The organism is Mycobacterium sp. DL99 (genome assembly GCF_004762045.1).
Classification (GTDB): domain Bacteria; phylum Actinomycetota; class Actinomycetes; order Mycobacteriales; family Mycobacteriaceae; genus Mycobacterium.
Map to the genome: position 1 here is coordinate 4,434,617 of NZ_SJOM01000007.1, position 15,617 is coordinate 4,450,233.

The 15,617-nt window shown below is 65.5% G+C and carries 17 protein-coding genes and 2 tRNA genes; 8 read left to right on the forward strand and 11 right to left on the reverse strand.

All coding sequences use genetic code 11. The annotated features are described in order from the left end of the window. Nucleotides 1–18: 18 nt before the first annotated feature. Complete coding sequence (locus EYZ64_RS21625; RefSeq protein WP_135456568.1) at nt 19–1,326, reverse strand: MFS transporter; 1,308 nt, start codon at nt 1,324–1,326, stop codon at nt 19–21. 43 nt (nt 1,327–1,369) lie between these two features. On the opposite strand from EYZ64_RS21625, the gene cmrA reads away from it, so the two are divergent. Next, nucleotides 1,370–2,176 (forward strand): mycolate reductase, encoded by an 807-nt coding sequence (gene cmrA / locus EYZ64_RS21630; RefSeq protein ID WP_135456570.1) that lies wholly within the window; start codon nt 1,370–1,372, stop codon nt 2,174–2,176. A 152-nt stretch (nt 2,177–2,328) separates the two neighbouring features. Here cmrA and EYZ64_RS21635 read toward each other — a convergent pair whose 3' ends face one another. Continuing rightward, nucleotides 2,329–3,900 carry a helicase HerA-like domain-containing protein gene (locus tag EYZ64_RS21635; RefSeq protein ID WP_135456572.1) on the reverse strand — a complete coding sequence of 524 codons (1,572 nt, stop codon included), beginning with the start codon at nt 3,898–3,900 and terminating at the stop codon, nt 2,329–2,331. A gap of 117 nt (nt 3,901–4,017) precedes the next feature. On the opposite strand from EYZ64_RS21635, the gene orn reads away from it, so the two are divergent. Both orn and EYZ64_RS21645 read left to right on the forward strand, forming a co-directional pair. Continuing rightward, the gene (gene orn / locus EYZ64_RS21640; RefSeq protein WP_167857916.1) at nt 4,018–4,665 is read left to right on the forward strand and encodes an oligoribonuclease; all 648 of its coding nucleotides are present in this window, start codon (nt 4,018–4,020) and stop codon (nt 4,663–4,665) included. 40 nt (nt 4,666–4,705) lie between these two features. Beyond that, nucleotides 4,706–4,778: transfer RNA gene (locus EYZ64_RS21645), tRNA-His, on the forward strand. Between the two features lie 74 nt (nt 4,779–4,852). On the opposite strand, the gene EYZ64_RS21650 is transcribed toward EYZ64_RS21645, so the two are convergent. The 3 genes from EYZ64_RS21650 to EYZ64_RS21660 all read right to left on the reverse strand — a co-directional run bounded on the left by EYZ64_RS21650 (nt 4,853) and on the right by EYZ64_RS21660 (nt 7,980). Beyond that, on the reverse strand, nt 4,853–5,212 hold the full coding sequence (locus tag EYZ64_RS21650; protein WP_135456576.1) for a hypothetical protein: 360 nt from the start codon (nt 5,210–5,212) through the stop codon (nt 4,853–4,855). A gap of 101 nt (nt 5,213–5,313) precedes the next feature. Next, on the reverse strand, nt 5,314–6,798 hold the full coding sequence (locus EYZ64_RS21655; protein WP_135456578.1) for a PPE family protein: 1,485 nt from the start codon (nt 6,796–6,798) through the stop codon (nt 5,314–5,316). Between the two features lie 402 nt (nt 6,799–7,200). Further along, complete coding sequence (locus EYZ64_RS21660) at nt 7,201–7,980, reverse strand: SDR family oxidoreductase (RefSeq protein WP_135456580.1); 780 nt, start codon at nt 7,978–7,980, stop codon at nt 7,201–7,203. Between the two features lie 141 nt (nt 7,981–8,121). Here EYZ64_RS21660 and EYZ64_RS21665 point away from each other — a divergent pair, with 141 nt between their 5' ends. Both EYZ64_RS21665 and EYZ64_RS21670 read left to right on the forward strand, forming a co-directional pair. Beyond that, nucleotides 8,122–8,808 carry a DUF899 domain-containing protein gene (locus EYZ64_RS21665; protein WP_135456582.1) on the forward strand — a complete coding sequence of 229 codons (687 nt, stop codon included), beginning with the start codon at nt 8,122–8,124 and terminating at the stop codon, nt 8,806–8,808. Then, nucleotides 8,805–9,284 carry an SRPBCC family protein gene (locus EYZ64_RS21670; protein WP_135456584.1) on the forward strand — a complete coding sequence of 160 codons (480 nt, stop codon included), beginning with the start codon at nt 8,805–8,807 and terminating at the stop codon, nt 9,282–9,284. Before EYZ64_RS21665 ends, EYZ64_RS21670 begins: the two co-directional genes overlap by 4 nt. Here the strand turns inward: EYZ64_RS21670 and EYZ64_RS21675 are convergent, their stop codons facing one another. Together EYZ64_RS21675 and EYZ64_RS21680 are read right to left on the reverse strand one after the other, a co-directional pair. Next, nucleotides 9,285–9,647 (reverse strand): nuclear transport factor 2 family protein, encoded by a 363-nt coding sequence (locus EYZ64_RS21675; RefSeq protein ID WP_135456586.1) that lies wholly within the window; start codon nt 9,645–9,647, stop codon nt 9,285–9,287. 97 nt (nt 9,648–9,744) lie between these two features. Next, nucleotides 9,745–10,965, reverse strand: coding sequence for a L,D-transpeptidase (locus tag EYZ64_RS21680; protein WP_167857917.1), 1,221 nt, complete (start codon nt 10,963–10,965; stop codon nt 9,745–9,747). 147 nt (nt 10,966–11,112) lie between these two features. On the opposite strand from EYZ64_RS21680, the gene EYZ64_RS21685 reads away from it, so the two are divergent. After that, nucleotides 11,113–11,188 (forward strand) — tRNA-Lys (locus tag EYZ64_RS21685). Between the two features lie 65 nt (nt 11,189–11,253). Here the strand turns inward: EYZ64_RS21685 and EYZ64_RS21690 are convergent. Continuing rightward, a complete protein-coding gene (locus tag EYZ64_RS21690; RefSeq protein WP_167857918.1) occupies nt 11,254–11,439 on the reverse strand; it encodes a hypothetical protein in 186 nt (61 codons plus the stop codon). 1,092 nt (nt 11,440–12,531) lie between these two features. Continuing rightward, entirely contained in the window at nt 12,532–12,759 is a 228-nt protein-coding gene (locus tag EYZ64_RS21695; protein ID WP_044524135.1) for a DUF3618 domain-containing protein, read from the reverse strand. Between the two features lie 103 nt (nt 12,760–12,862). Between EYZ64_RS21695 and bcp the strand changes: the two genes are divergently transcribed. Beyond that, nucleotides 12,863–13,336 carry a thioredoxin-dependent thiol peroxidase gene (gene bcp / locus EYZ64_RS21700; protein ID WP_135456588.1) on the forward strand — a complete coding sequence of 158 codons (474 nt, stop codon included), beginning with the start codon at nt 12,863–12,865 and terminating at the stop codon, nt 13,334–13,336. A 26-nt stretch (nt 13,337–13,362) separates the two neighbouring features. Next, nucleotides 13,363–13,773: a hypothetical protein gene (locus EYZ64_RS21705; protein WP_135456590.1), complete on the forward strand. Its 411-nt coding sequence runs from the start codon at nt 13,363–13,365 to the stop codon at nt 13,771–13,773. A gap of 12 nt (nt 13,774–13,785) precedes the next feature. Here EYZ64_RS21705 and EYZ64_RS21710 read toward each other — a convergent pair whose 3' ends face one another. Together EYZ64_RS21710 and acpS are read right to left on the reverse strand one after the other, a co-directional pair. Continuing rightward, the gene (locus EYZ64_RS21710) at nt 13,786–15,114 is read right to left on the reverse strand and encodes a dipeptidase (protein WP_135456592.1); all 1,329 of its coding nucleotides are present in this window, start codon (nt 15,112–15,114) and stop codon (nt 13,786–13,788) included. A gap of 101 nt (nt 15,115–15,215) precedes the next feature. Next, nucleotides 15,216–15,608, reverse strand: coding sequence for a holo-ACP synthase AcpS (acpS, locus tag EYZ64_RS21715; RefSeq protein ID WP_029110067.1), 393 nt, complete (start codon nt 15,606–15,608; stop codon nt 15,216–15,218). Nucleotides 15,609–15,617 lie beyond the last annotated feature (9 nt).

A 15,617-nucleotide genomic window follows, 5' to 3' on the forward strand; every position in this document is an offset into this window, starting at 1 on the left:
CGGTAAGTCTCCGTGGGCTCACGGCGTCGGTACGGCGGGACCGGGCTGCCGTGCGGGCACCCGCACGGCGAGCATGCCCGCCAGTCCCACGACCAACACCAGGACCAGACCGCCCATCCCGGCGCGGTCGGCGCCGAAGAAGTCGATGAAGGTGAAGAACAGCCACGGGGCCAGGAACGAGGCCGCGCGTCCGACGGTCGTGTAGAGCCCGAACGCCACGCCTTCCTTGCCGTCCGCGGTGATCCGCAGCATCAAGGTGCGCGCCGAGGACAGCGTCGGCCCGATGAACAGGCACAGCAGCAGGCCACACACCCAGAAGGCCACCGGTCCTGACAGCATGAGCAGGGACAGCGCCACCACGATGAGGCAGACCAGAGATCCGACGATGACGGGCTTGGAGCCCACCCGATCATCGAGCAGGCCACCGCTGACAGCCCCGACCGCCGCGATCACGCAGGCACTGATCCCGAACAACAACACGTCCGCCTGCGAGATGCCGTAGACGTTGACACCCAGCACCGCTCCGAACGCGAAGACCCCGGCCAACCCGTCGCGGAACACCGCGCTCGCCACCAGGTAGTAGACGACATTGCGGTCGCGCTGCCATTCACTGCGGATCTCGGCCCACAACTTGCGGTAGGCACCGAAGAAGCCGATGCGTTCGACCGGGACTGCGTCGGTCACCCGCGGCACAACGATGAAGATCGGCAGCGCGAACAACACGAACCAGACCGCGGTGAGCAGCATCACCGCCCGCACGTTCTGCCCGTCTGCGGCCGGAATGCCCAGCAGGCCACGGGTGTCCCCGTCACCGGCGATGAACCCGACGTAGGCCAGCAGCAACAGCACGACGCTGCCGGCATAGCCCAACGCCAGGCCCAGCCCGGAGGTCCGGCCGGACGTCTCGGGAGTGGACAGCTGTCGCAGCATGGCGTTGTAGGGCACGGTGGCCAGCTCGTTGCAGGCTGCGGTGCAGGCCAGCAGGATGAGGCCGGGCATCAGGTAGCGGTGGTCGTCACGGATCAGGCTCATCGCCGCCGTGAACATCACGGCCGCACCGGTCATCACGGCCAGCACCCCGCGCCGCCGCTGCGGCGCGTCGACCCAGATACCCGTCACGGGGGCCAGCAGGGCCACCATGAGACCGGCGACCGTCATGGCCCGGCCCAGCCAGCTGGCCGGCGTGGTGTCCCCGGGGAGATCCGCCCCGACGCTGCCGGTCAGGTACACCGAGAACACGAAGGTGACGACGATGGCGTTGAGGCCCGTCGCGCCGCAGTCCCACAATGCCCACGCGAGCACCCTCGCTCGCCCTGGGTTCGTCATGCCCGCCACCTTATGGCCTCCCGCTCCTCTTAGGATTGGCCGCATGCCAGTACCCGCACCCAGTCCGGATGCCCGTGCCGTGGTCACCGGCGCCTCGCAGAACATCGGCGAAGCGTTGGCCACCGAACTCGCCGCCCGCGGCCACAACCTCATCATCACCGCGCGACGGGAGGACGTGCTGACGTCACTGGCGCAACGTCTCACCGAGCGCTACGGCGTGATCGTCGAGGTGCGTGCCGTCGACCTCGTCGACCCCACGGCCCGAGGCGTCCTGTGCGACGAACTGGCCCAGCGCGAAATCTCGATCCTGTGCGCCAATGCGGGCACCGCGACCTTCGGCCCGGTCGTCGACCTCGATCCGGCCGGCGAGAAGGCGCAGGTGCAGCTGAACGTGCTCGGCGTGCACGATCTGGTCTTGGCGGTGTTGCCCGGAATGGTCAAGCGCGGCTCCGGCGGCATCCTGACCTCCGGATCGGCGGCAGGCAACTCACCGATCCCCAACAACGCCACCTACGCGGCGTCCAAGGCGTTCGCCAACACGTTCAGCGAGTCGCTGCGCGGCGAGCTCAAGGGCGCGGGCGTGCACGTCACCGTGCTGGCGCCGGGCCCGGTCCGCACCGAGCTGCCCGACGCGTCCGAGCAGTCCCTGGTCGAACGACTGATCCCCGACTTCCTATGGATCTCAACCGAATACACCGCCAAGCTCTCATTGGACGGCCTCGACAAGAACAAGATGCGCGTGGTTCCCGGCGTCACGTCCAAGGCCATGTCGATGGCCAGCGGCTACGCGCCGCGCGGCATCGTCACGCCGATCGTCGGCGCTGTCTACAAGAAGCTCGGCGGCGGCTAGTTTTCTTGCGCTTCTCGGCTTCTCAACTTCTCGCCTTCTCGGCGCCGTTTTCTACGCCAGGGCTGTTGATCCTCACTTGAACTCAAGTCACGGACGACGACCCTGACGTGGAAAACGGCGCTGCGCTCAGCGGCGGCAGCCTGATTCGCCGCTCAGCGGCGGCGGCCGGTCCCGAAGATGCTGCGGGTGATCTCGCGGCCGATGACGGTGCCCGCCGAGCGCATGGCGCTCTTGAACGCCGAACTCTTGATCACCTGCTCGAGCATCCCCGGCTCTTGGGGCTGTGCGGGGGCGGGCATCGCCTCGATCTCACCTGAGGCCTCGACCCCGGCGAAGCCGCCCGGATCCTCGGCCGACGGCGGCGGGGCCAGTTTGGCGGCCAGCCGCTCGTACGCCGAATCACGGTCCACGGTCTGGCCATAGGTGGCCTGCAGCGGGCTGGCCTTGGCGGCCGCTGTGATCGCGTCTGTGCCAATCGTGTCCATCAACGACCGCGGCGCCCGCATCCGAGTCCAGGCCACCGGCGTCGGCGCACCCTTCTCCGAGAGCACGGTGACGACCGCCTCGCCGATACCCAACGACGTCAGTGCGTTCTCCAGGTCGTAGACATCGGTCTTGGGGTAGGTGCGCACCGTCTTCGACAGGGCCTTCTGGTCATCAGGTGTGAAGGCGCGCAACGCATGCTGCACCCGGGCGCCCAGCTGGGACAGCACGTTGTTGGGGATGTCGGTGGGCAGCTGGGTGCAGAAAAACACGCCGACGCCCTTGGAGCGGATCAGCTTGACCGTCTGCTCCACCTGATCGAGGAAAGCCTTGGAGGCGTCGTTGAACAGCAGATGCGCCTCGTCGAAGAAGAACACCAACTTGGGTTTGTCGACATCGCCGATCTCGGGCAACGTGGTGAACAGGTCGGCCAGCACCCACATCAGGAAGGTGGAGAACATCACCGGCCGCGCCGCCTGGGCGCCCAATTCCAGCAGCGTGATGATGCCGCGGCCCTGGGCATCGGTCCTCAGCAGATCCTTGGGTTCCAGCTCCGGCTCCCCGAAGAAGGTGTCGGCACCCTCGGCCTCGAGGTTGACCAGCGCGCGCAGGATGACCCCCGCGGTGGTCGGCGACACCGCGCCGAGCGCTTTGAGCTCGGGTTTACCCTCGTCGCTGGTGAGGTACTGGATTACCGAACGCAGATCCTTGATATCCAGCAGCGGCAGACCCTTCTGGTCGGCCCAGTGGAAGATCAACCCCAGGGTGGACTCCTGAGTAGCGTTGAGCCCCAATACCTTTGACAGCAAGATCGGGCCGAAGCTGGTGATGGTGGCCCGGACCGGAACCCCGATGCCCTCGGTGCCCAGCGACAGGAACTCCACCGGGAACGCCGTCGGCGTCCAGCTGTCACCGGTGTCCTTGGCGCGCTGATCGGTCTTGTCGTTGGCGGTTCCGGGGCGGGCCAGGCCGGACAAGTCGCCCTTGACGTCGGCCATCAGCACCGGAACGCCGGCCCCCGAGAGCTGCTCGGCGATCACCTGCAACGTCTTGGTCTTACCGGTACCGGTGGCACCCGCGATCAACCCGTGCCGGTTGACCGTGGCCAACGGGATGCGGACCTGCGCGGCCGGGTCGACGGCGCCGTCGACGACTACCGTTCCCAATTCCAATGCCTGGCCTTCGACTGCGTAACCCGCAGCGATCTGCTGCGCGGGGGTAGCTGTCGATTCGGTGGTCATGCCGCGGTCCTCCCAGTTTGCGCGAACGAGCCAATCGGGGTCTGACACTACTTGCCGGGCGGCGCGCGTGGTGGGTGTGGCAACCCCTCGCCCGGTATGGGAATACTGTGGATCTTCGTGCGAGACGAACTGGTATGGATCGATTGTGAGATGACCGGCCTGGACCTCAAGTCCGATCGGCTGATCGAGATCGCGGTTCTGGTCACCGATGCAGACCTGAATATCCTCGGTGACGGCCTGGACGTGGTCATTCACACCGACGACGAGGCGCTGTCTTCCATGGTCGACGTGGTCAAACAGATGCACACTCGGTCCGGGCTGATCGAAGAAGTCCGGCGGTCGACCGTCGATGTGGCCACCGCCGAAGAGATGGTGCTCGATTACATCCGCGGCCACGTCAAGACGGCCAAGGCCGCTCCCCTGGCCGGCAACTCCATCGCCACCGACCGCGGCTTCATCGCCCGCGACATGGCCAAACTCGACGATTACCTGCACTACCGCATGATCGACGTCAGCTCGATCAAGGAACTGTGCCGCCGCTGGTACCCCCGGATCTACTTCGGCCAGCCCGAAAAAGGCCTCGCCCACCGCGCCCTGGCCGATATCCACGAGTCGATCCGCGAACTCAAGTACTACCGCTCGACCGCGTTCGTCGCCCAGCCCGGGCCGTCTACCAGCGATATTGCTGCGATCGCGGCCGAGCTCGGCCCGCCGAAGGACGACGCGCCAGAAACCGATTCGGCGCTACAGCACCCGAGCAGTTAGTATCTACGAGCCGCATATGCCGAAAGGCTGACCGGCGATGGTGGCTGTAGTTCAGTTGGTAGAGCACCAGGTTGTGATCCTGGCTGTCGCGGGTTCGAGTCCCGTCAGCCACCCCGATATCGGGAACGCCGTCTGCGCAAGCAGGCGGCGTTTCTGTTTCATTGCCGGCGTTCATTGCCCGCGCCACTCAGCTCGGACGTGGAACCCACTCCCACGGATGCAGAAACAGCCAGGCACCAAATCCCAGCGTCGTCACGACGAACACCAGCACCGGTAGCCGGCTGACCAGCTTGCGCCGCAATGCGGCCACGACCGCCACGATCATCAATGTCGCCTGCAACCAGACCGTCGCGGTCAACGGCCAGCCGTCATCGAAGATCCAGGCCGCCGGGCAGTAGAGCAGCAGGGCGAAGAACGCCACGTACAGCGCCACGACGGCTGCGACGACAGTCAAACCACCGATCAGCAGAATGTTGGCCGCGAGTTGCAGACGCGGGGCATCGGACCTTGTGAGGCGCAACAGCCAGCCCACAAGTGCGCATGACATCGCCGTCAGAAAAAGCCAGTCCCATTGCACGCACCGAGTGTTGCAGCTATCAGCGAGACCAGACGATGAGCATGACTCGTCTCACCGCCTACGGCGCGCACTCAATCCTTCGCGTCTGGATCCCAGGTCGACGGCAACATCGGCGCGCTCGGACCGTCCCCGAACCCCCCATCGCCCAACGTCGTCAACCCCGTCGTCGTCGTTTCTGCCTTGTCGAGCACACCTGAAAAGCCCATCGGCCCCGCACCGCGATCCGACACCGTCTGCGCCGCCCCCGGGGAGGCGCTCTCCTGCGGATCGGCCTGGAGGTCCATGTACTCGTTGCCATGGCCTCGGTCCCGCATCCCGGCTCGTCGACGCCGACGGGCCCGCGCCTCTCGGGCTGATTCCCCGGCAACGGCCGCAGCGATATCGGGTTCGGAGGCTTTCTTCTTGGCGATGGCCGAGGCGTTGGCTCGTGCCGCGGCGGGGACGCCGACACCGGGCGCGCCGATCAGGTACGGCGGGAAGAACCCCGGCCCACCGCCCGGGGCGGCGGATGGCGCCGGCGCGGAGGTGGCGGTTGTGGTTGCCGACGCCCCGGCCGAGGGGACCGCCGGAGCGGAGGGCGTAGTCGGAACCGGCGAGCTGCTCGGAACCGACGATGTTCCGCCGGCCGCCGGCCAGGACCCCGGTTCTGCGCCGTGCGGAATCTCGGCGACGCCGGATACGGGCGGCTGGATTGCGGCCAAGCCTGCGATGGCCCAACCCAGGTTCGCGGTCACGATGCTCAGAGCCGGCTGAATCAGCGCCGGGGACAGCTGGACAACCACCTGCAACAGCTGCGCCGCGTGGAAAGCCATGTCGGCCAACACCATGGGCAGGTTGGTCAACAGCGCAGCGGGGTCATTCAGCAGATTGTCGATCAGCAAGTGAATGTTCTCGATCTGCTCCTGGCCGACTTCCAGCCACCATCGCGGGTCGAGCGGGCTCAGGTCTCCGTGGCCGTGGTCATCGTCGTGGTCATGGTCATGGTCATGGTCATGGTCATGGTCATCGTGGTCATGCTCGCCGTGCAGGATCCGTGGCGCCGCCGGGGTAGACGGGGTGGATGCCACCGCGGCCTCAGAGACGCCTTGATAGACGGTCATCGTGGTGGCAGCGAGGATCCACATCCGCACGTAGTCAGCCTCGTTCAAGGCGATCGGAATGGTGTTGATACCAAAGAAGTTGGTGGACAACAGGACTGCGTTCCTTGCATGGTTGGCGGCCAACTCGACCAGAGTGGGCATCCCCGCCAAGGCACTGGCATAGGCCGCGGCTGCGGCTTCATGCCGGGCAGCGACCGCAGCGCTGTCGGCGCCGGCCTGGTACAGCCACGCCAGATACGGAAGATGAGCTGCCACATACCGTTCCGAGCTCGGACCTTGCCACGCACCAGCCTGCACCCCGCCGAGCACCGTGGCGAGTTCTTCTGCGATCGCGGCATATTCGACGCTCAACGATGACCACGCACCGGCGGCGGCCAATATCGCTCCCGGGCCGGGGCCGCTACTCAACAACGCGGAATGCACCTCCGGCGGCGAGGCCATCCATACCGCGGCCATGAGAAACCCTCCTTGTAGACCGTCTACTCGAAGCGTCCAAGTTATTGAATATGATTGTCATTATCAATGAATCTCTTGAAACTCATAGAAACGCCGGCCGGAAGCAGCTTCAGGTTCTGCAAGATCGCCCCAGCACCGCGCCGAGAAGGAGCAGTGACAGTTAATGCCGCCCAGGGCATCTGGTGACGATTGGACGACAAAGTACCGCGCTCACAGGCGGATGCAGAGTCATGCAGAGAGGAACTCGAACGTGTCAGCCAGCCTCAAAGACATAAGCCGACAACAGCGGTCACCTACGGTCCACCGCCAACAGCAGGCAGTAAAAAATGCGCCTGGCCGGATACGGGCCCATCCACTACGGCGGGCCAGGAAATGATCGAGCCGGGACACCCCGGCCGACCGCTACTTCGTCGCGTCGATCGCGCCGGCCTTCTTCTTGATCCGCGGCGCCAGCTGCACGACCTCGGGCACCACGGTCGGATTCTCGTACGCGGTGGTCACCAGCGACACCAGGGTGTTGGCGACGTCGCGCAGGGCCGACATCCGGGCGGGCAGAGCACCTTGGGCCACCCACGTCGTGACCAACTGGTCCAGCAGGTCGCGGTCGGCGCCGCGAAGGATCTCGGTGTCATCGGTGGGGCCGACCCCGACCCGGATCAGCGACAGCTCGGGATGCTCGATGCGCCAGGAGTGCAGGATCTCGTCGAGGGCGGCCTTGCTGGCGCTGTACGCCGCCACACCGGCCCGCGGGCGGCCCACGTCGTAGCTGGACGCCACCAGGACCACACCGTTCTCGGCCAGTCGGGGTGCCGCAGCACGCAGCACGTTGTTGGCGCCGACGGTGTTGACGCTGAATGCGTGCAACCAGGTGGCTACGTCGGTGTCCTCGATGTAGGCGAACGGGATCACCGTGCTGGTGAACACCACAGCGTCCAGGCCGCCCAGGGCGTCCGCCGCGTCGTTGACCACCCGGCTGATCGCCGCGGAGTCCTCGACGTCGAGTTCGAAGGCGTACCCGCCGGTCGCCTCCGCCAGGGAATTCAGCAGGTCGATGCGCCGTGCCGCCACCGCGACCTTGGCACCGCGTTCGGTGGCACTGACCGCAACAGCGTGGCCGATGCCCGACGAGGCACCGACGACGAGGAGACGCAGCCCGGCTGCATCGGCTCGTTGACCGCTCATTCTGGATCAACCTCCATGGTTCATCTCGAGGTGTTAGGCCACCCTTCGCTCGTCGGACATTACCGGGTGCGATGAGTTCCGGACGCGCGGTGGGTCCACTTAAGAGAACGAGATTCTCCGAACAGCAATCAGGAGCCCTTCATGACGACAGGAAAACCTCCGATAGTCGACCAGCACGCCTGGCGCACCGCGCTCGACGACCTACGGCGTCGCGAGAAGGCCGCCACCCGGGAACTGGACGCGATCGCCGCGGCACGACGACGGCTGCCGATGGTGGCGCTACCGGACTACACGCTCATGGGCGCGGACGGCCCGGTGCGGCTGGCCGACATATTCGACGGTCGCACCCAGCTGATCACCTACCACCACATGTGGACCGACGGCGCCGAATGGCAGTGCGGCGGCTGCACGGGGTTCACGTCGCAGTTCACCCGACTCGACTTCCTGAACAACTACGACGCCCGTTTCGTCATCGTCACCAACGGACCGATCGACGACGCACTGGCCTACCGCGACAAGGTCGGTAACCGGATGGACTGGTACTCGTCGTCGGAGAGCTCGTTCGGTACCGACGTCGACGCTGCGCCGGGCGGCGGATTCGCGGTCAACGTGTTCCTGCGTGACGGCGACACCGTGTACCGCACCTGGCACACCAACGGCCGCGGCACCGAACAGCTCAGCCACTCCTTCGCCCTGATCGACCTGCTGCCGTACGGCCGGCAGGAGGAATGGCTCGATTCCCCAGAAGGGTGGCCATCGCAACCCACATACTCGGGCTGGCTGGACAGCCCGGATATTGCCCGCCTGTATGGAAAGGACTCTCGATGACCGCATCAACCGACCAGGAACGCTACGTCGTCACCCGGACCATCTCCGCGTCCCCGGCCCAGGTGTTCGCCGTGCTGGCCGACCCGGCCCGGCATTGCGACACCGAACCCGGCGACTGGGTGCGCGACGCGATCGACCCCAAGCCGATCACCGGGACCGGCCAGATGTTCGCGATCAACATGTTCCTGCCGGCCGCCGGGGGCCATTACGTCATGCACAACCTGGTGACCGCGTTCGACAAGGACCGGACCATCGCCTGGCTGCCCGGCCAGCTCGACGAGGCCGGCCACCATGCACCGGGCGGCTGGAGCTGGCGCTACGACCTGGCCCCCAACGGCGACCGGACCGACGTCACCATCACCTACGACTGGACCGACACCCCGCAGAGCTTCCGCGACCAGATCGGCGGGATGCCGCCGTTCGACAGCGACTTCCTCACCGAATCGCTTGCGGCACTGGACCGCGCTGTGAAGTAGTCAGGCGGGCACCCGGTCCAGGAACCCGAGAACGGTCTGTATCCGTCCTTCGGGGTCGGTGGACAGCACGTCGAACCCGACCACCAACGGCTCGGCATCGCGCGGACCGAGACCCCACTGAAAACGCGCCTGCTGGTGGTGGGCGTCCGGTCCGCTGACGAGTGTGAACACATAGCCCGGGAACTGGGCCTGGACGGACTCGATGGCGCCGGAGATACCGTCGTGCCCGCTCACCTCAGCCAGCGGATCGGTGTAGGTGACGCTCGGCGCCCAATGCTGTTCCAGCAGCGCCCGCCGCTCGACGGTATCGGTGGCATTCCAGGTGCGCAGGTATGCGGTGACAGTGTCGTCGATCTCGGCCATATCGCCTCTTTCACGGTAATCAACTGGGACTCAGTCAGATTCACCGATTGGAGACGCGTTGTCGATTACCGCGCAGGTAATCGGGCGGTGCCGAGAATCAGGTGCTGGCGTTGCCGGTGCGCCACTGGTCCCAGGGAATGTTCCAGTCCCCCAGGCCCTCGGTGCCCGGCAACACCGAGCCCACGGTGTTGGTCACCTCGACGATGTCGCCGCGTTTGGTGTTCTCGTAGAACCAGCGGGCATTGGCGGTGCTGACATTGAGGCAGCCGTGGCTGACATTGCTGTAGCCCTGGCTGCCCACCGACCACGGGGCCCCGTGGACGTAGATACCGCTGTAGGACATCTGAGTCGCGAAGTCGACCTCGGTGCGATAACCGTTGGGCGAGTTGACCGGTACCCCGTAGGTCGACGAATCCATGACCATGTGGTCGAAGCGATCACCGATGATGTAGACGCCGTTGTTGGTCGGAGAGCTGTTCTTGCCCATCGAAATCGGCATGGCCTTGATGACCTCGCCATTGCGCCGGATGGTCAGCGTCTTGGTGTTGTCATCGGCGGACGCGATCACCTCGTCGCCCACCGTGAAGTGGGTGGTGACGTTGCCCTGGCCGAACAACCCGTCGCCCAACGCGACGCCATAGGTGTTGACGGACACGTCCACCGAGGTGCCGGGCTTCCAGTATTTGGCCGGACGCCAACGCACTTCGCGGTTGTTGAGCCAATAGAAGGCGCCTTCGACCCGTGGAGTGGTCTTGACCGTGATGGCCCGTTGAGCCGCCACCCGGTCGGTGATGTTCTCGTCGAAGCGGACGGCGATGGGCTGCCCCACCCCGACCACTTCCCCATCGTTGGGCAGGACGTAGGGCATCGTCAGGTTCGCCGGCGAGTGCGTCTCGAATCGCAGCCGGCGGTTGGCGACACCACCCAGCCCCAGCGACTGCGCATTGAGGGTGTACTGCTCGTTGTAGTCCAGCCGGTCGGTGGTCGACCACGTCAGCCCGTCAGCACTGAACTTCCCTGCGACGCTGACACCGTCTTCGTTGGTCATGGTGACACCGCCGAGCACACCGTTCTCGGCGCTCACCGTGACCGGCGCATCGACAGTCACCCCGACCGCGCCGTCGGTCACCGAGGCATTGACCCTGGGCACCAGCAGATCGCCGTAAGGAGTGCCCTTGTCGGTGATCACCGGCTGCGGCCCCTGCGGATCTTCGCCCCCGCATGCCGTCAGGCCCAGCATCATCGCCGGCACCATGGCAACCACCGCTCGCCGGAACACACCCCGATACGGACGGGTCACCGTCTGGGCCTGTGCCATGTTCGTCCTACCCCTCGCACGGTCGACGGCAAATTCTTGGCAATAGTCTAAGGGGCCCGCGGAACCCTGGCTCACCGGAACCACGTCCCAGGCCCGCCACCAGCGGATTTCACTGTTGAGCGAAACTCCTGTTAGTCTCTCTCACGCGCGCCGTTAGCTCAGTTGGTAGAGCAGCTGACTCTTAATCAGCGGGTCCGGGGTTCGAAACCCTGACGGCGCACCAACCAAAAACCCTGCCTCGGCAGGGTTTCTGCGTTTCAGGGGTTGAGAGTTACTGCGGCGGTACATCTATTGTCTGGCTCGATACCGATCGGCGAGCCTGTCGCCGATGCTGGGTTCAGCCTCTTCCAACAACATCTCCACCGCACCTGCCAGATGCGCGGCGGCATAGCCGCTATCCCGGTGCTGCTCGGTTTTGAAGCGGTCGAGTTCCCGGCGTAGATCGCCGAGGGTTTCATCGCTCACATGCGCCATATGGGTACCTCCAGTCGGTGTGACCACGGCCCACATCCCCACCGAGAGGTTCGACATGAGCCATCGGGTGTTGTCAGCGAATCCCGACGATGAGTCCGTCGGGATCAGCTGTACCGGCGAAGGCACATGCAGCAATCCTGGCAAACGGAAAATAAGTTAGCTGCAACGCAATACCCCCTTGTCAAACGTTCGGTCCGCGTTGCGGCCGAGATGAAGACCTAGGCCCGACTCCCCTATCCTGACCCGAAGTCGACCTTAGCTGGACACCTATGCACTGGCAACCGGTTCCACGAGAAAAAGCCGTTCCCGCCCTGCGATGCAGCGGATTTCAGCTACCGCGGCAGATCAGCACCGAGTTGCGCGGAACCCCTCGGGCTACCAGACGAGCCCACGTTTGCCAATCGTTTTCTCCACCAAATCACGGCAGAGGAGCCAATGCCGCGCCACACGACGTCACACGACGCCACAGCCACAGCAAACTTTCGGCGAATCCGCCGACGTCGGCGGATGCATCGGCGGCCCGCCCTACGACTGCCGCCCAAACCTCCGAATTACTTTGCGGTGAGCGACCCTGGCGACGCGGAAAACCACTCCGCTGACGCCTGCCGACAATGTGCTGATAACTGCGTCGCAACATGACCGGCCGCCGGGCAAGTCAGATGTTGACGTCGCCGTAAGTTACTGTCTAGTATTCAATACCAGCGCTTTCGCTGGTCAGACGCAAGAAGCCGTGTTAATCTCAAGTTAGCTGATTCGTTGTGGTTCGGTACCCCGTGGCGGTTGCGCCAAGATAAGAGGTGTTAGCTGATGGCTACCGATGGTGGCGTCGACCCCACAGCTGCATCAACCTCGGCATTTGTTGCTGCGAATCAGCCCGTCATGGTGTATAGCTGCAATCGGCTCGGACGCGTCGCCAATCCCCCGAGTTTCTCGTTGGCGGACTGGCTCCTGTTCCGCCGCCGCTGAGCGGCACAAATAGGCCTGAGCCGCTGAGCGGCGTATCAAACCACAGAGCCGCTGAGGCGGCGTATCAAAACGTCGCCCAGCGGCCGTGTATCACGTCAGGGCGCACAGCGCGCCCTGCAAATCAGCTCAGCGCCGCTTGATCCGTCTAACGACCACGAACACCACCAGCACGCCCGCACCGGCCAAAGACGCAGTCACGGCTGGCTTCTTGATGAAGCCGATCACCGCCGACTTGAAATCGTCGGCCAGACGCTGGGGGTTGGCCCGCTCGGCCAGGGAGTCGACCGTCACCGCCAGTTGATCGCGAGCCTGATCGATGTCCCGCTTGATGCTCTCCGGGTCCCGGTTCGCCACTGTTTGCTCCTCCAAGCCGCTCCACGTCGTGCTGCCCTGCCGCACTACCCTAGATCAGCCGGCGCCGTGACAACGGAACCGGTCGACAAGAAGGGATACACGCATGCCGCCAACCCCGCGCCTCGAGGTGGGAGACACCGCCCCGGCTTTCAGCCTGCCCGACGCCGACGGCAACGTCGTCAAGCTCTCCGACTACAAGGGCCGCAAGGTCATCGTGTACTTCTACCCCGCCGCCTCGACGCCCGGCTGCACCAAGCAGGCGTGCGATTTCCGCGACAGCCTCGCCGAACTCAGCGGCGCCGGACTCGACGTCGTCGGCATCTCCCCCGACAAGCCGGAGAAACTCGCCAAGTTCCGCGACAAGGAAGAGCTGACCTTCCCGTTGCTGTCCGATCCGGGTCGTGAGGTGCTGACGGCCTGGGGTGCATTCGGCGAAAAGACCATGTACGGCAAGACCGTTCAGGGCGTCATCCGCTCGACGTTCGTCGTCGACGAAAAGGGCAAGATCGCCGTCGCGCAGTACAACGTGCGCGCCACCGGTCATGTCGCCAAGTTGCGCCGCGATCTGTCCATCTGATCCGCGAGGCCGCCAGGATGGACGACATGGACACTGAGGCCGGCCCGCCGCCGAGTGCATTCACCGCGAAAACCGCCGCGGCGCTCGGTGTGCTCGGCGGACTCTCGATGCTGGTCGGAGTCGTTCTCGGCATCCCCGCCGTGGCATCCGGGTCGGGCGGTACCGGACTACTGACGCTGATCTTCGCGACTTACCTGATCTACGGCATTCTGCTGTTGATCGGGGCGGTTCAACTGCTCCGCCGTAAGATCCCCGGCCTGTACATCCTGGCCGGGGTTTCGTCGGTGATGGCGTTGCAAACGCTGGCAGTGCTGGTCCTTGTCCCCGGCACTGCCGGCGATTTCCTGGCCCGCTTCATCCTCGCCGCGCTGACCGCAGTGCTGTCGCTCCTGCCGAGCACTTTCCGTTGGTGCCGGCACGTGCCCTACGGCGTCTGAATCACCGACGGCTTAACGGCCCAGCGCTTCGAGCAACAGCGCCTCGGCCGTCGCCGCTTTCTCCAGCACGCCCAGGTGCAGGCTTTCGTTCACGCTGTGCGCCTGGGTGCCGGGGTCCTCGACGCCGGTCACCAGAATCGTCGCGGCCGGGAACGCTTCGGCGAATTCGGCGATGAACGGGATCGATCCGCCCATGCCCATGTCCACCGGATCGGTTCCCCAGGCGGTGCGGAACGCCGAACGGGCCGCGTCATACACCGACCCCGAGGCCTCGATCGCGTACGGCTGGCCGACGTCGCCGGGCGTGACGGTGACCTGAGCGCCCCACGGGACATGGGCTTCGAGGTGACGGGTCAACGCCTCCAGATGTGAGTGGGCGTCGCCGCCGGGCGCGACCCGCATGCTGATCTTGGCGCGGGCGCGTGGAATCAGGGTGTTCGACGACTTGTCGATGGATGTGGTGTCGATGCCGATGACGGTGATGGCGGGCTTCGCCCACATGCGTTGCACCACTGAGCCGGAACCGATTTCGGACACCCCGTCCAACAGGCCGGACTCCTGGCGGACCCAGTGCGCACCGCGGTCCACGTCAGCCGCGGTCGCTTGGTGCAAGCCGGAGACCGCGACATTGCCGTCGTCGTCGTGCAGGCTGGCCAGCAGTCGCACCAGCACGCTCAACGCGTCGGGCACGACGCCGCCCCACAGGCCCGAATGCAGGCCGTGATCCAGGGTGGCCACCTCGACCACGCAGTCGGCCAGACCACGCAGCGTCACGGTCAACGCCGGGATCTCGGTGCTCCAGTTGTCGGAGTCGGCGATGATGATGACGTCGGCGGCCAAAGCGTCTTTGTGCGCAGCCAGCAATGCCCCCAGTGACGGCGAACCGGACTCCTCCTCGCCTTCGACGAACACCGTGACGCCTACCGGAGGCTTTCCGTCGAAGGCCCTTACCGCGGCCAGATGTGTTGCGATACCAGCTTTGTCGTCGGCGGTGCCGCGACCGTAGAGCCGGCCGTTACGTTCGGTGGGCTCGAACGGTGCGGAGTCCCACTGGGCCGGATCCCCTTCGGGCTGCACGTCATGATGGGCGTACAGCAAGACCGTGGGCACTCCCGCCGGTGCCGGGTAGTGCGCGATGACCGCAGGTGCACCGCCTTCGCTGACGATGCGAATGTCGGGAAAGCCCGCTTCCGACAACAGCTTTGCGACCGCCTCGGCACTGCGGTGCACTTCGTCACGCCGGGCCGGGTCGGCCCACACCGATTGGATGCGGACCAGGTCCTCCAGGTCGGACCGAACCGACGGCAACACCTGCTGCACCCGCTGCACGACATCAGCCATGCTGACGACACTAGACCGTCACCACCCCCGCGCGAGCAGACGCTCCGGTACCCGAAATCGGGGCGATCCGGGTACCTAGGCGTCTGTTCGCGGAGGAAGGGTCAGAGCTCCTCGATGATGGCCACCGCGGCGGCGGTATCGGCCTCATGGGTGAGCGAGACGTGAATGGTCACCGTCTCAAGGTGCTTGGCGATCTCACCGGACAGCCGCACCTTGGGCCGGCCCCACATGTCGGTGACCACCTCGATATCGCGGTGGATCCCCTCCGGCAGGGCCGGCCGCTTGGAGAACCGTGAACTCGACCAGGCCTTGATCACAGCTTCCTTGGCCGCCCACCGGGCCGCCAGGTGCCGGGCCGCCGACGAACTCTTGTCCGCGGCGTCCCGGCGCTCACCTGGCGTGAACGTCTCGGCGAATACGGTTCCCGGCCGGTCTACCTGCTCGGCGAACTCAGGTATGGAAACCAGATCGATGCCTACTCCCACAATCGCCATGGAAGCGAA